The sequence below is a fragment of the Microbacterium sp. cx-55 genome, assembly GCF_021117345.1.
GTDB lineage: Bacteria > Actinomycetota > Actinomycetes > Actinomycetales > Microbacteriaceae > Microbacterium.
In genome coordinates this window covers 1640148-1654105 of sequence record NZ_CP088261.1, presented here as the reverse complement: position 1 = coordinate 1654105, position 13958 = coordinate 1640148, and the positions used below count along the sequence as shown (strand labels likewise).

The following is a 13958-nucleotide window of genomic DNA, read 5'->3' as shown; positions in this document are numbered from 1 at the left end:
TCGACCACGGACTTTCCAGCCGCTGAACACGGGAGATTCATGTCCGGGCATTCCAAGTGGGCGACGACCAAGCACAAGAAGGCTGTCATCGACAGCCGTCGCGCGAAGTCGTTTGCCAAGCTGATCAAGAACATCGAGGTCGCCGCGAAGATGGGCGGCGCCGACCTGTCGGGTAACCCGACCCTGTACGACGCCGTACAGAAGGCGAAGAAGACCTCGGTGCCGAACGACAACATCGACCGCGCGATCAAGCGCGGCGCGGGAATCGGCGGCGAGGCCGTCGAGTACACCACGATCGTCTACGAAGGCTACGGCCCGAACGGCGTCGCCCTCATGATCGAGTGTCTGACGGACAACAAGAACCGTGCAGCGGCCGAGGTGCGCACGGCGCTGTCGCGCAACGGCGGCACTCTCGCCGACCCGGGGTCGGTCGCGTACAACTTCGCCCGCAAGGGCGTGATCGTCGTCTCCGGCGAGGGTGCGAACGAAGACGACGTGATGCTCGTCGCTCTCGAGGCGGGCGCGGAGGAGATCGAGCCGCACGCCCAGGGCTTCGAGGTCGTGACCGAGGCCTCCGACCTCGTCGCGGTCCGTTCTGCGCTCCAGGGTGCGGGGCTCGACTACGAGTCGGCCGACGTCGAGTTCGTTCCGAGCTTGAAGATCGAGGTGGATGCCGACACCGCCCGCAAGGTGTTCCGGCTCATCGACGCGCTCGAAGACAGCGACGACGTGCAGAACGTCTTCAGCAACTTCGACCTGACCCCCGAGGTGCAAGCCGAACTCGAGAACGACGAGTAAGGCGCGCCGCAACGGCCGAGACGCCGGGCTGCGCTTAGCGTGGTTGAGATGAGCTCTGTGCTGCGTGTCATGGGCGTCGACCCCGGCCTCACCCGATGCGGTGTGGGTGTGGTCGACGTGGCACCCGACCGCAGCGCGCGTCTCGTGCACGTGGGTGTCGTGCGGTCGGGCGCGGAACTGCCCATCGCCGAGCGGCTGCACATCATCGCGGAGGGCCTCCGTGCGGCGGTCCGCGAATTCGGACCGGCCGTGATCGCCGTGGAGCGCGTCTTCGCGCAGCACAACCGGAGCACAGTGATGGGCACCGCGCAGGCGAGCGGCATCGCGCTGCTCGTGGCGGCCGAGAACGGACTGGGCGCGGCGACCCACACCCCCAGCGAGGTGAAAGCGGCCGTGACCGGATACGGCGCCGCCGACAAGCTGCAGGTGCAGACCATGGTCGCCCGCATCCTGCGCCTCGACGCCCTCCCTCAGCCCGCGGATGCGGCGGACGCCCTCGCCCTCGCGCTGTGTCACGCGTGGCGGGGCGGAGCGAACCGCGGAGCGGGCGTCGGCCCGGGTGCGGACGACGCCGCGCTGACACCGGCGCAACGGGCGTGGCAGCGCGCCGAGCGATCCACGCGACGCTGAGCGTGTCGATCGAACAAACATGCGAACCCGCTTAGGCTGGTCGAATGATCGCTTCGCTGCGCGGCACCGTCGTCCATCTCGGCCTCGATGCGGTCGTGCTCGAGGTATCCGGAGTCGGATACGCGGTGGCCGTGACGCCCGATGTCGCCCGGGCGGCGCACCTCGGTGAAGAACTCCTGCTGTACACGCACCTGATCGTCCGAGAAGACGCGCTCTCTCTCGTCGGCTTCCCCTCGCGGGAAGAGCTTTCCGTGTTCGTGGCTCTGCTCGCCGTATCGGGCGTCGGTCCGAAGTCCGCGCTCGGGGTGCTCGCCGACCTCAGCATCGAACAGATCGCGCAGGCCGTCGCCGACGAGGCCGACGCCCCCTTCCGCAAGGTCTCTGGCATCGGTCCCAAGACCGCGAAGCTCATCGTCGTGCAGCTCGCCGGCAAGCTCGCCCCGCCCGCTCCGACCTCGACGAGCGGTCGCGCGCACGCGGCCCCGGACCTCGCCGCCCAGGTCGCGCAGGCCCTCGTCGGTCTCGGCTGGACGGAGCGGGTCGCCGCCGAGACTGCGGAGGATGTCGTGGCGAGCGCCGATCCACAGGAGCGCACCGTGGCGGCACTCCTCCGCCGCGCCCTCGCGGAACTCGGACCCGCCCGCACGGAGGTGTCCCGTGGATGAGCTCCGTGACGCTGCGGCCCCGGCGGAGGATTCGGAACTCGCGATCGAGGGGGCTCTGCGCCCGTCATCTCTCGCCGAGTTCGTCGGCCAGCAGAAGGTTCGCGCGCAGCTGCAGCTCCTGCTGGATGCGGCCCGCATCCAGCAGCGTCCGCCCGACCACATCCTGCTCTCCGGTCCGCCCGGACTCGGAAAGACCACGCTCGCGATGATCGTCGCGCACGAAAGCGGCCGAGCACTGCGGCTCTCCAGCGGTCCCGCCATCCAGCACGCCGGCGATCTCGCCGCCCTGCTGTCGTCGCTGACTCCGGGGGAGGTGCTGTTCATCGACGAGATCCACCGGATGGCGCGATCCGCAGAAGAGATGCTCTATCTCGCGATGGAAGACTTCCGCATCGACATCATGGTCGGCAAAGGGGCAGGCGCCACCAGCATCCCGCTCGATCTCGCCCCGTTCACGCTGGTCGGGGCCACCACGCGGTCCGGTCTGCTGCCGAACCCGCTGCGCGATCGCTTCGGGTTCACGGCCCACCTCGAGTACTACGAACCCGAAGAACTCGAGCGGGTGATCGAACGATCGGCGGTCATGCTCGGCGTCGGCATCCCGGGCACGGCCCGCGCCGAGATATCCCGGCGCTCCCGCGGCACCCCGCGTATCGCGAACCGCCTACTGCGCCGCGTACGCGACTACCTGATCGTCCACGCCGATATCGCCGCCGGCGATATGGCTGCCGTCGACGCGGCACTCGACCTCTACGACGTCGATGTGATCGGGCTCGACCGCCTGGATCGCGCCGTCCTCGATGCGCTCATCCGCCGATTCCGCGGCGGACCGGTGGGCCTTGGCACGCTGGCTGTCGCCGTCGGTGAGGAGGCCGACACGATCGAGTCCGTCGTGGAGCCCTACCTCGTGCGGATCGGCTTCATGAGTCGCACCCCGCGCGGACGCGTCGCCACCCCCGAGGCCTATGCCCACCTTCGCGTGCCGCACTCGTCGGGGACGCTTCCGATCGATGACCTATAATCGGCGGAGGCTTTCGCCGCACTACACCTGATCAGCGCCGCCCTCGTGGACGCTGCCCCTGAAAGGCCCCGACCTTCCCATGGATTTCGCGAACTTCTTTGCCAACTACGGCCTGATCATCCTTCTGGTCATCCTGCTCGTCTTCATGTTCTACAGCTCCCGTCGACGGATGCAGAAGGCGAAGGCCGAGCAGGAGGCGAAGTCCGCTCAGACCGTTCCGGGCGCCGAGGTTCTGCTGCAGGGCGGCCTCTACGGCACGATCGTGGAGTACGACGGTGAGAACCTCGACCAGCCCGCGATCGTCTCCATCGCGCCGGGCGTGGAGATCAAGGTGCACAGCCAGGCGATCCTCCGCGTGGTCGACCCGACCGAGGGCGTCGTGACCGAAGACGAGTTCATCGAGGCCGAGACCAGCGAAGCAGAGTACATCGCGGGCGTCGCCGACGGTGACATCACCTCGATCAGCGACGACCACAAGTACTCGGCGCACACCGACGACGCGGACCCTGACAAGAAGAACAAGCCCGAGGCCTGAGTCTTCGTCCCCGCTGCACCACGAGAAAGCTGACTGTCCGTGGCGACACCCACCCCTGTCCGGCATGCCTGGCGCGCCCTGATCGGCCTTCTGGCGATCACCGCGATCCTGTTCGGAATCAACGCCCTCGGCGTCTACGCCTTCAAGACGTCTGCCGGTGAACCGGCGAGCTCCTGGATCCCCGAGCTCGCGCTCGACCTCCAGGGCGGTACGCAGATCATCCTGCAGGCGCAGACCGCGGATGGCGCTGCCCCGAGCACGGAGCAGATGAACCAGGCCGTGACGATCATGCGCCAGCGCATCGACGCCACGGGCGTCGGCGAGGCCGACGTCACGACCGAGGGCGGCACGAACATCGTCGTGCAGATTCCTGGCGAAGCCGACGAGGAGACGCGTCAGCGCATCCAGTCGGCGGCTCAGCTGCAGCTGCGTGCGGTGCTCTTCGTGTCGGGCGAAGTCAGCGGCTCCTTCGTCGGCGAAGACGGAACGGCGACCCCGTACCCGACCGCCGACCCGGCTCTGCCTTCGACCCCGACGGCGAGCCCCACGAGCGGAAGCGACGTCAGCTGGATCACGCCCGCGCTGCAGGCGCAGTTCCAGGCCTACAACTGCGATGATCCGGCGAACGATCCGGCCAACGAGCCGGCGGACCAGCCCCTCATCACCTGCGATGCCACGGGTTCAGCGAAGTACATCCTCGGGCCGGTCGAGCTCGACGGCGACTCGATCTCCGACGCCAGCGCCGGAGTGGTGCAGACCTCGGGTGCGTGGGCGATCAACATCGTCTTCAACGACCAGGGCACGGAGCAGTTCGCGGCGATCAGCCAGCGGATCTATCCGCTCACCTCGCCGCTGAACCAGTTCGCCTTCGTGCTCGACGGCGACGTGCTCTCCGCTCCGTCGATGAACGCGATCATCACCGACGGCAAGCCGCAGATCACCGGCAGCTTCACGCAGGAGACGGCGCAGACCCTGGCCGACCAGTTGAAGTACGGCGCCCTGCCGCTCAGCTTCTCGGTGCAGAGCTCCGACACGATCTCGGCGACGCTCGGCTCCCAGCAGCTGATGATCGGTGTGATCGCCGGCCTCATCGGGCTCGCGCTCGTCGCGATCTACTCGCTTGTGGTCTACCGCGCGCTCGGCACCGTCATCATCGCCTCGCTCCTCGTCATGGGTGTTCTGACCTACATCGCGCTCTGCATCCTGGCGTGGCGGATGGGCTTCCGCCTCTCCCTCGCCGGAGTCGCGGGTGTGATCGTCACGATCGGCTTCACCGCGGACTCGTTCATCGTCTACTTCGAGCGAATACGAGACGAGATGCGCGACGGCAAGTCGATCACCTCGGCGGTGGAAGACGGCTGGAACCGCGCGAAGCGCACGATCTACATCTCGAAGTCGATCAACATCCTCGCGGCCGTGGTGCTCTATATCCTCGCCGACGCCACGGTGAAGGGCTTCGCGTTCACGCTGGGTCTCACGACCGTGATCGACATCGTCATCTTCATCCTGTTCACCCACCCCGTGATGCAGCTGCTCGCCCGCACGCGGTTCTTCGGCGGCGGACACCCGCTCTCCGGCCTCGACCCGACGGCTCTCGGCGCGGTGTACCGCGGTCGGGCGCAGTTCCGCGCTCCCGCGGCCGCAGTGAAGGGCCGCACCGCGCGCTCGCGTGGCGAAGCGGAGCGCCGGCAGACGATCGCCGAGCGTAAACGGGCCCTCGAGAGCGGCTCGACCGCATCCACCACCGAGGCCTCGAAACCCTCGAACGACGCGAAGGCGGGACGCGACTGATGCGCTCCATGGGCCAGCTCGGCAACGACCTCTACTCGGGGAAGTCCTCCTTCCCGTTCATTCCCCGTCGGCGGCTGTGGTTCACCATCGCGGCGCTGCTCGTCATCGGTTCGGCGCTTGTGCCGCTGTTTCGTCCCGTCCAGTTCTCAATCGAGTTCACCGGCGGTTCGCAGTTCACGGTCACCGGCGTGTCCTCGCCCGATCAGGCGATCGCGAGCGACGCCGTCGAAAGCGTCGTGGCGAACGCGGAGACGAAGGTCTCCACGGTCGGGTCGGATGCGGTCCGTATCCAGACCGACCAGATGACGCCCGAGGAGACGCAGGCCGTCTCGGCCGCGCTGGCGGAGGCGTACGGCGTCGATTCCAGCGAAGTGACGTCGTCGTTCATCGGACCCAGCTGGGGTGCCGATGTGACCCGGCAGTCGCTCTGGGGCCTCGCGATCTTCCTCGCCCTGACCTTCCTCATCCTCGCGCTCTACTTCCGGACCTGGAAGATGTCGGCGGCGGCTGTCGTCGGTGTCGTGGACGTGCTGATCATCACAGTCGGCGTGTACGCGCTCTGCGGCTTCCCGATCTCGCCGGCGGCCGTGATCGGCTTCCTGACGATCCTGTCGTACTCGCTGTACGACACGACCGTGGTGTTCGACAAGATCAGGGAGAACACGCGCGAAGACGGCGAGATCTCGTCGCGGACATTCGGTGAGTCCGTCAACCTCGCGGTCAACCAGACCCTGATCCGCTCGATCAACACCACCGTCGTGGCGATCCTGCCGACCGGAGCGATCCTGTTCATCGGCGCATTCTGGCTGGGTGCGCAGACGCTGACCGACATCTCGCTGTCGATCTTCGTGGGCACGATCGTCGCCGCGTACTCGACGGTCTTCGTCGCCGCCCCGCTCTACGCGCTCTTCCGCGAGGGCGAGCCGCGGGTGAAGGCCAACGACGCGCGCGTCCTCGAGGCGCGCGAGCGCGCGGGCGTCCCGGCCTGAGCGGGTCGATGGCACTCTGCGGCGGCGTAGGATGATTCGATCCGGCGGAGGGTGGTGATTCGAGCATGGCGGAGACCGTTCCTCCCGGCGCGCAGCCCTCGTCGCTGCGACGTCTGATCCCTCGGATCTTCTCGCGTGCGGCGCGTCGCGATGACGTCGAGAAGCTCGTGCGGACGGTGCGGACGCACCATCCGAAGGGCGATATCGCGATCATCGAGCGCGCGTACGCGGTCGCCGAGAAGGCCCATGACGGGCAGAGGCGGCAGAGCGGCGAGCCGTACATCACGCACCCGCTCGCGGTCGCCCAGATCCTCGCTGACCTGGGGCTCGGTCCGAAGGCCATCGCCGCGGCCCTCCTGCACGACACGGTCGAAGACACCGGGTACGAACTCGGCACGCTGAGCGCCGAGTTCGGCGACGAAGTCGCGATGCTGGTCGACGGCGTCACGAAACTCGACAAGGTCAAGTACGGCGAGAGCGCGCAGGCCGAGACCGTTCGCAAGATGATCGTCGCGATGTCGCGCGACATCCGCGTGCTCCTGATCAAGCTCGCGGATCGGCTCCACAACGCCCGTACCTGGGGTTTCGTTCCGCCCGAGAAGGCCGCGAAGAAGGCCACCGAGACGCTCGAGATCTATGCCCCGCTCGCGCACCGGCTCGGCATCCAGGCCATCAAATCCGAACTCGAAGATCTCTCGTTCGCCGTGCTCCACCCGAAGCTGTACGTCGAGATCGACAGTCTGGTGAAGCAGCGCACGCCGCAGCGCGAACAGTACGTGCAGAACGTCATCCAGTCGGTCGAAGAAGACCTGCGGGAGCTCCGCATCCGCGGCCGCATCGCCGGGCGTCCGAAGCAGCTCTACTCCGTCTACCAGAAGATGGTGGTCCGAGGCCGCGAGTTCGACGACATCTACGACCTCATCGGCATCCGGGTCATCGTGGGCACGGTGCGCGACTGCTACGCGGTGCTCGGGGCTTTGCACGCCCGCTGGACACCGATCCCGGGCCGGTTCAAGGACTACATCGCCACACCGAAGTTCAATCTCTACCAGTCGCTGCACACGACCGTGATCGGCCCCGGCGGGCGCACCGTCGAGATCCAGATCCGCACCAACGAGATGCACCAGCAGGCCGAGTTCGGTGTCGCCGCGCACTGGAAGTACAAGGAGCGGATGACGGGTCGGAGTGTCGATCCCAAGTCCTCCGACACCGACATGGCGTGGCTGGCGCACATCTCCGACTGGCAGGCCGAAACGGCCGACCCGGGGGAGTTCCTCGATTCGCTGCGCTTCGAGATCGGCGCGAAAGAGGTCTACGTCTTCACCCCGAAGGGCCGCGTGATCGGTCTTCCCGCGGGCGCCACGCCGGTCGACTTCGCGTACGCCGTGCACACCGAGATCGGCCATCGCACGATGGGCGCGAAGGTGAACGGCCGACTGATCCCGCTCGAGTCGGAGTTGCAGTCCGGTGACGTCGTCGAGGTCTTCACCTCGAAGAATCCGGATGCGGGGCCCAGCCAGGATTGGCTCGGCTTCGTCAAGAGCACCCGCGCGCGCAACAAGATCCGCGGGTGGTTCACCAAGGAGCGACGCGAAGAGGCGATCGAACAGGGCCGCGAGTCGATCGCCCGCGCCATGCGTCGACAGAACCTGCCGCTTCAGCGGTTGATGAGCCAGGATTCCTTCTCACAGGTCGCGCAGCTGCTGCGCTACGAAGACGTCTCCGCGCTCTACGCCGCGGTCGGCGAAGGCCATGTCTCGACGCAGTCCGTGATCGAGAAGGTGACGTCGCTCGTCGCCGATCAGGACACCACGACCGGTCCGATCGATATTCCGCACATCGGGCGCGGCCGTGCGCCGCGCGACGGCGATTCGGGAGTGCTCGTGCGCGGTGCGCCCGACATCCTGGTGAAGCTCGCGAAGTGCTGCACGCCGGTTCCGGGCGATGAGATCGTCGGCTTCGTGACGCGCGGGAGCGGTGTGTCCGTCCACCGCAGCGATTGCACCAACGTGAAGTCGCTCATGAACGAGCCCGACCGGGTGATCGACGTCGACTGGGCACCGACGACCAAGAGCGTGTTCCTCGTGCAGATCCAGGTGGAAGCGCTCGACCGTTCCGGACTTCTGAGCGACGTGACCCGAGTGCTCAGCGAGCATCACGTCAACATCCTCTCCGCGACGGTGTCGACCTCGAACGATCGGTTGGCGATCAGCAAGTTCGTGTTCGAGATGGGCGACACCGTGCACCTCGACAGGGTGCTGAACGCGGTCCGTCGAATCGACGCGGTCTACGACGTCTACCGGTTCACGTCGTCCTGATCAGATCCTCGAGGATCTCGATCGCGGCTCGCTTGTGCGGCATCCGGGTCGAGGTGCGCAGCAGTTCGCATCCGTCCGCCAGAACCTGCGGGTCGGTATCGACGAAGCCCTGGAGCGCCGCCAGATCGGTGGGCGTCGCGCTGCGGGCGAGGTCGGCGACCGTCCGTGCCGGCGTCGTCACCGCGACCTCGGCGATCCGGACGATGTCGCCCGCGGGAAGCTGCGGATCGCGGTAGACGAATCGGCGGCCGATGGGCTCGTGGATCCGCTGCGGACTGGCGCGTTGCAGCCGGTGCCGCGCGGGAGGCTCCGCGAGAGCGCCGTGCACCCACGCCGCACTCGTCAGGATCGCCGCGAGCTCGGTTCCGGCGATCGCGCGGAGCGATGCCGCGCGCAGCCACGACGTTTCCACGGTGTCGGCCGGCACGTACCCTTCGCCGAGCTCGACCAGATGCCCGTCGAGGCAAGCCGCGCTGAGTTCGGCCGAGCTCAGCCGCTCACCGGGGAAGTACACGAACAACGACGTCATCGCACCAGTGTCGCCCGCGACGCCCTCTCTTCGGGGGCGTCGCGGGCGACCTGTGGACAGACCCGGATGACAGTCATCCGGGGGAGGAGTCAGCCGCCGATCGCGCGGAGCCACGCCTTCCGCGCCTCGAGGGCGGCCTGGGCTTCTTTCGTCGCCCGGGCGTCGCCGCGCTTCTCGGCGGCGGCGACGTCGGCCTCGAGCTTCTCGATCGCGTCGGTCAGCTGCCGCGTCATGTCGTTCGCGCGGGCGGTCGTCTCGGGGTCGTTGCGCTTCCAGTCGGCGTCTTCCCGCGTGCGCACAGACGTCTCGATCTTGCGCAGTTCGTCATCGAGCGTCCGCTCCTTGTCGCGCGGGAAGATCCGACCGATCTCGTCCCACTCGCGCTGGATCGCCGTCAGCTGCTGGCGCGCGGAGGCGAGGTCCTTGACATCGACGATCGGCCGGGCACGCTCGAGTACCGCACGCTTCAGTTCGATGCGCCCCTTCGACTCCTCGGCCTCCACGGACTCGCGCTCGATGCGTGCGCCGTAGAGCGCGTCGCCCGCAGCCTTGAACCGAGCCCAGAGCGCGTCGTCGACCTTCTTGCCGGCGCGTCCGGCGGCCTTCCATTCGTCGAGCAGTCCGCGGTACGCGGGAATGCCCTCTTCGCCGCGAGGGGCGAGCGCCTCCGCGCGTTCCACGAGACGGGTCTTCTGGTCCTTCGCGTGCTTGTGGGTCTCGTCGAGCTCCGCGTAGAACGCCCGACGGTGCCGCTCCACGGTGCTGCGCGCGTCGCGGAATCGGGACCAGAGCTGCTGCGACGTCGACTTGGGCAGGCGCGGACCGTTCTGCTGGTGCGCCTGCCACTGCTCGAAGAGGTCGTTCAGTTCGACCGACACCTGCTTCCACTGCACCGTGCGCGGGTCGCGGGCCGCGATCGCCTCTGCGCGGTCGACCAGCGCTGTGCGCTCGACGATGGCGGCATCGACGGCCTGCTTCGCGACCTGGGCTTCGGCGGCGGTCGCCTCCTGCAGCGTGCCGAACAGGGCGTCGAGGCGCGAGGTGAGGGAAGCGAGATCGCCCACCGCCGCCGCGTCCACGAGCTTGCCTTGCAGGGTCGTCGCGGTGTGTCGAAGGTCGGAGGCGGACGCCCCGCCGCGGCGCTGACGCACCTCCAGCAGGGTCACCTCGCTGGCGAGGTCGGCGTACTTGCGGGTGAAGTAGGCGAGCGCCTCCTCGGGGGAGCCGTCGGGATACTGACCGACGACACGCCACTGGTCGCCCTCGCGCACCGAGACCGTTCCGTCATCGTCGACGCGGCCCCAGGGCTCGCCGTTCTCGACGGCGACGGGTGCCGCCTTCGGCTTGCGAGGCATCGCGGGAGTCGGCGTCGGAGCCGCAACGGGCTCGGGGGTGCTTTCGGCCTCGGGCTCGCTCGCCGCCTCGGGCTCGGGCTCCGGTTCGGACGCCCGCTCGGGCTCGGGCTCACCGTCGGGCTCGGCGGGGTTCACGGAATCGGGAGTCGTCACCGGCTCAGCGATGTTCTCGGGCGCGTCGGCGCCGGGATCAACGATCCCGGTTTCGGGCTGATCGGAAGAGTGTTCTGTCGCGGCAGTCACGGGGCACCTCAAGCGGCTCGCATCGGCGGTCGGGCAATCGGATTCAGCCTAGTACCCGCGGTCGCAGCGCTGAGGGACGGCGACCGGGGATGACGCGTCCGGCCGGCCGAGCCGATCGCGACGACCGTGCGGCGCCCCGATCAGGGCGCGGGTATCGACGGCGTCGCCGTCGGGGAGGGGGAGGAGGACGGAGCGGGTACGCCCGGTCCGAGCGTGTAGTACGCGACCTGTCCGCCGACGACGGCGAGGATGAGGATGCCGCCGGCGATCCCGGCGATGAGGTTGTCTCGCACGCGGCGGCGGCTGATGCCGGCGTGGAAGTCCCGTCGGGCCTGGTACAGGCGAGCACGCTCGCGTTCGGCGCGCTGTTCGCGTGACTTCGGGTTGGCCACTGTTCCTCCTCATCCGTGAGCCGGAGCTCGCCCGATCCTACGCACAGCCGCCCGCGAGCGACAAAGCCGCGGGGCGGACGCGGTGTCGGCGCGCACGTCTAGCCTGGAGGGATGACCGGCGGCGCACTCTTCCAGGGGCAGACCCCTCTCGCGGTGCGGATGCGGCCGGTCTCGCTCGACGAGGTGGCCGGCCAGCGGCACCTTCTGCGACCGGGCTCGCCGCTCGTGGCGCTGGCAGACCGCTCCCGCCAGACGAACGGCGCTGTCTCGGTGATCCTTTGGGGTCCCCCCGGCACGGGGAAGACGACACTCGCGCAGGCGATCGCCCGGTCTTCGGGGCGTCGGTTCGTCGAGCTCTCCGCCGTGACCGCGGGCGTGAAAGACGTTCGAGAGGTGATGCAGGACGCGCTGAATCAGCGCGACCTCTACGGGCAGTCGACGATCCTCTTCCTCGACGAGATCCACCGATTCACGAAGGCCCAGCAGGACGCGCTGCTTCCGGGCGTCGAGAACGGATGGATCGTGCTGATCGCGGCGACCACCGAGAACCCCTCGTTCTCCGTGATCTCGCCGCTGTTGTCACGATCGCTGCTGCTGACGCTCGAGACGCTCGGCGATGACGATCTGCGCTCGCTCGTCGACCGGGCGGTGAGCGACCCGCGGGGGCTCGCGGGCTCGGTCGCACTCGCCGACGACGCCCGCGCGGCGCTGGTGCAGATGGCATCGGGCGACGCCCGACGGGCGCTCACGGCGCTCGAGGCGGCCGCGGCGATGGTCGACGACCCGGAATCCGATGACACTCCTGAGATCACGGCCGAGGTGGTGGCGCAGGCGGTCGATCGCGCGCTCCTGCGCTACGACCGTCAGGGCGACGAGCACTACGACGTGATCAGCGCCTTCATCAAGTCGATCCGGGGGAGCGATGTGGATGCGGCGATCCACTACCTCGCGCGCATGATCGAGGCGGGGGAGGACCCCCGGTTCATCGCCCGCCGCCTCGTCATCTCCGCCGCGGAGGACATCGGCTTGGCCGATCCGCAGGCGCTGCAGATCGCCGTCGCCGCCGCCGACGCCGTGGCGTTCATCGGCATGCCGGAAGGCCGCATCCCGCTCGCCGAAGCGACGGCGTACCTCGCGTCCACCGCGAAGTCGAATGCCGCGTACCTCGCGATCGACCGGGCCATCGCCGACGTCCGAAACGGCGGATTCGGGCGGGTCCCGAATCATCTGCGCGATGCCCACTACGCGGGCGCGAAGCGGCTCGGGCACGGCAAGGGCTACCGCTACCCGCATGACGCGGATGTCGGCGTCGTGGCGCAGCAGTACCTGCCCGATCCGCTCGTCGGACACCGCTACTACGAGCCGACATCGCACGGGCACGAACGTGACGTCGCCGCCCGGCTCGAACGCATCCGTCGCATCCTGGACGGCACCGCGTGAGCGCGGGAGCACCCGCCCCGGGCTCCTCCGCCCCGGTCTGATAAGCTGAATCGGCTCGAAACCATGTTTTCGGGCATCTCCTCCTTCCATCCACTGCTCCGATGCGCCCCGGCGTGCGCGCGGAATGGGGAATCGGGAGATACGTCCGTGAGTCGTGAAAGGCACGACCGCGTCATCGAAAGGAACACTTCGTGACCACGAAGTCCCAGGACCGCCGCAAGGTGCGCCTCAGCCGCGCACTCGGCATCCCGCTCACCCCGAAGGCCGCCAAGTACCTCGAGAAGCGTCCCTACGCTCCGGGCGAGCACGGCCGCACCAAGCGCAAGCAGGACAGCGACTACGCCGTTCGTCTGCGCGAGAAGCAGCGCCTTCGCGAGCAGTACGGCATCCGCGAGAAGCAGATGCGCAACACGTTCAACGAGTCCCGCCGTGCCGAGGGGCTGACGGGTGAGAACCTCGTCGAGCTGCTCGAGATGCGTCTGGACGCCCTCGTCGTGCGTGCCGGCTTCGCCCGCACCACCGCGCAGGCCCGCCAGTTCGTCGTGCACCGTCACATCCAGGTCGACGGCCAGATCGTCGACCGCCCCTCGTTCCGCGTCAAGCCGGGCCAGCTCATTCACGTGAAGCCCCGCAGCGAGGGAACCGAGCCCTTCCAGGTCGCCGCAGCCGGTGGCCACGCCGAGGTCCTGCCCCCCGTTCCGGGCTACCTCGAGGTCGAGCTCGACAAGCTGCAGGCGCGCCTCGTGCGTCGCCCGAAGCGTGCAGAGGTCCCCGTGACCTGCGACGTGCAGCTCGTCGTCGAGTACTACGCCGCGCGCTGATCCAGCTCGCATGAAGGGCGCCGGGGCATCCCCGGCGCCCTTCGTCGTCTTCGAAGCCCCCGGCGCGCCACTTTTCAGCATGCGCGCTACAGATCTGAGGCGCGCGCGCAGGAAAGTAGCGCGCGGAGAAGAGCACGGCCACACCGACCGGTTGAGGTGTTCTCACCTACGATGGATGAGGGCCGCCAGCTGAACGGCCGCAACAAGGAAGAGGTCCCGGTGAAGAATGTCCTGTGGTTCGTGCTCGGCACGGGGGCCGGGTTCCTGCTCGCCCACCTCGTGAACAAGGATCCCCGCGGGCACGAGGTGCTCGCCGAGATCGACGCTCGGATCACCGAGTTCACCGACCGCATCGGCGAGGCCTACCGCGAAGAGCAGGCCAAGTTCTCCGACTCCGACGTCGCCTCCGTCGTCGCCGACCGCGACTGACC

14 protein-coding genes are annotated in these 13958 nt (G+C 68.3%); 11 read left to right on the top strand and 3 right to left on the bottom strand.

Going from position 1 to position 13958, the window contains the following annotated elements; translation table 11 throughout:
• Positions 1-39 precede the first annotated feature (39 nt).
• The 8 genes from LQ938_RS07735 (at position 40) to LQ938_RS07700 (ending at position 8747) form a co-directional block, all read left to right on the top strand.
• Positions 40-798 carry a YebC/PmpR family DNA-binding transcriptional regulator gene (locus LQ938_RS07735; protein ID WP_223721189.1) on the top strand — a complete coding sequence of 253 codons (759 nt, stop codon included), beginning with the start codon at positions 40-42 and terminating at the stop codon, positions 796-798.
• Between the two features lie 48 nt (positions 799-846).
• Positions 847-1428, top strand: coding sequence for a crossover junction endodeoxyribonuclease RuvC (ruvC, locus tag LQ938_RS07730; protein WP_223721190.1), 582 nt, complete (start codon positions 847-849; stop codon positions 1426-1428).
• Positions 1429-1472: 44 nt separating this feature from the next.
• Positions 1473-2093 (top strand): Holliday junction branch migration protein RuvA, encoded by a 621-nt coding sequence (gene ruvA, locus LQ938_RS07725; RefSeq protein ID WP_223721191.1) that lies wholly within the window; start codon positions 1473-1475, stop codon positions 2091-2093.
• Positions 2086-3114, top strand: coding sequence for a Holliday junction branch migration DNA helicase RuvB (gene ruvB, locus LQ938_RS07720; protein ID WP_223721192.1), 1029 nt, complete (start codon positions 2086-2088; stop codon positions 3112-3114). Before ruvA ends, ruvB begins: the two co-directional genes overlap by 8 nt.
• A 79-nt stretch (positions 3115-3193) precedes the next feature.
• Positions 3194-3649, top strand: coding sequence for a preprotein translocase subunit YajC (locus LQ938_RS07715; RefSeq protein WP_223721193.1), 456 nt, complete (start codon positions 3194-3196; stop codon positions 3647-3649).
• 39 nt (positions 3650-3688) lie between these two features.
• A complete protein-coding gene (gene secD / locus LQ938_RS07710) occupies positions 3689-5440 on the top strand; it encodes a protein translocase subunit SecD (protein WP_223721194.1) in 1752 nt (583 codons plus the stop codon).
• Complete coding sequence (gene secF, locus LQ938_RS07705) at positions 5440-6429, top strand: protein translocase subunit SecF (RefSeq protein ID WP_223721195.1); 990 nt, start codon at positions 5440-5442, stop codon at positions 6427-6429. Before secD ends, secF begins: the two co-directional genes overlap by 1 nt.
• Before the next feature lie 65 nt (positions 6430-6494).
• A complete protein-coding gene (locus LQ938_RS07700; RefSeq protein ID WP_223721196.1) occupies positions 6495-8747 on the top strand; it encodes a RelA/SpoT family protein in 2253 nt (750 codons plus the stop codon).
• On the opposite strand, the gene LQ938_RS07695 is transcribed toward LQ938_RS07700, so the two are convergent.
• From LQ938_RS07695 to LQ938_RS07685, 3 genes are all read right to left on the bottom strand, one after another.
• Positions 8734-9276, bottom strand: a complete 543-nt coding sequence (locus LQ938_RS07695) for a type IV toxin-antitoxin system AbiEi family antitoxin (RefSeq protein WP_223721197.1) — start codon at positions 9274-9276, stop codon at positions 8734-8736. The two genes, LQ938_RS07700 and LQ938_RS07695, sit on opposite strands and share 14 nt — an antisense overlap.
• 89 nt (positions 9277-9365) lie before the next feature.
• Positions 9366-10631, bottom strand: a complete 1266-nt coding sequence (locus LQ938_RS07690) for a DUF349 domain-containing protein (protein WP_223721627.1) — start codon at positions 10629-10631, stop codon at positions 9366-9368.
• Between the two features lie 383 nt (positions 10632-11014).
• The gene (locus LQ938_RS07685; protein WP_223721198.1) at positions 11015-11266 is read right to left on the bottom strand and encodes a dioxygenase; all 252 of its coding nucleotides are present in this window, start codon (positions 11264-11266) and stop codon (positions 11015-11017) included.
• 111 nt (positions 11267-11377) lie between these two features.
• Here LQ938_RS07685 and LQ938_RS07680 point away from each other — a divergent pair, with 111 nt between their 5' ends.
• From LQ938_RS07680 to LQ938_RS07670, 3 genes are all read left to right on the top strand, one after another.
• Positions 11378-12706, top strand: coding sequence for a replication-associated recombination protein A (locus LQ938_RS07680; RefSeq protein ID WP_223721199.1), 1329 nt, complete (start codon positions 11378-11380; stop codon positions 12704-12706).
• Positions 12707-12897: 191 nt separating this feature from the next.
• Complete coding sequence (gene rpsD / locus LQ938_RS07675) at positions 12898-13527, top strand: 30S ribosomal protein S4 (protein WP_223721200.1); 630 nt, start codon at positions 12898-12900, stop codon at positions 13525-13527.
• Between the two features lie 171 nt (positions 13528-13698).
• Positions 13699-13956 (top strand): class I SAM-dependent methyltransferase, encoded by a 258-nt coding sequence (locus LQ938_RS07670; protein WP_223721201.1) that lies wholly within the window; start codon positions 13699-13701, stop codon positions 13954-13956.
• Positions 13957-13958 lie beyond the last annotated feature (2 nt).

Excerpts from the sequence above, each read along its gene's own strand:
- LQ938_RS07690 (WP_223721627.1), bottom strand. The coding sequence starts at position 10,631 with ATGCCTCGCAAGCCGAAGGCGGCACCCGTCGCCGTCGAGAACGGCGAG.
- ruvA (WP_223721191.1), top strand. The coding sequence starts at position 1,473 with ATGATCGCTTCGCTGCGCGGCACCGTCGTCCATCTCGGCCTCGATGCG.
- LQ938_RS07695 (WP_223721197.1), bottom strand. The coding sequence starts at position 9,276 with ATGACGTCGTTGTTCGTGTACTTCCCCGGTGAGCGGCTGAGCTCGGCC.
- LQ938_RS07735 (WP_223721189.1), top strand. The coding sequence starts at position 40 with ATGTCCGGGCATTCCAAGTGGGCGACGACCAAGCACAAGAAGGCTGTC.
- LQ938_RS07680 (WP_223721199.1), top strand. The coding sequence starts at position 11,378 with ATGACCGGCGGCGCACTCTTCCAGGGGCAGACCCCTCTCGCGGTGCGG.
- LQ938_RS07700 (WP_223721196.1), top strand. The coding sequence starts at position 6,495 with ATGGCGGAGACCGTTCCTCCCGGCGCGCAGCCCTCGTCGCTGCGACGT.
- ruvC (WP_223721190.1), top strand. The coding sequence starts at position 847 with ATGAGCTCTGTGCTGCGTGTCATGGGCGTCGACCCCGGCCTCACCCGA.
- LQ938_RS07715 (WP_223721193.1), top strand. The coding sequence starts at position 3,194 with ATGGATTTCGCGAACTTCTTTGCCAACTACGGCCTGATCATCCTTCTG.
- LQ938_RS07670 (WP_223721201.1), top strand. The coding sequence starts at position 13,699 with ATGGATGAGGGCCGCCAGCTGAACGGCCGCAACAAGGAAGAGGTCCCG.
- secF (WP_223721195.1), top strand. The coding sequence starts at position 5,440 with ATGCGCTCCATGGGCCAGCTCGGCAACGACCTCTACTCGGGGAAGTCC.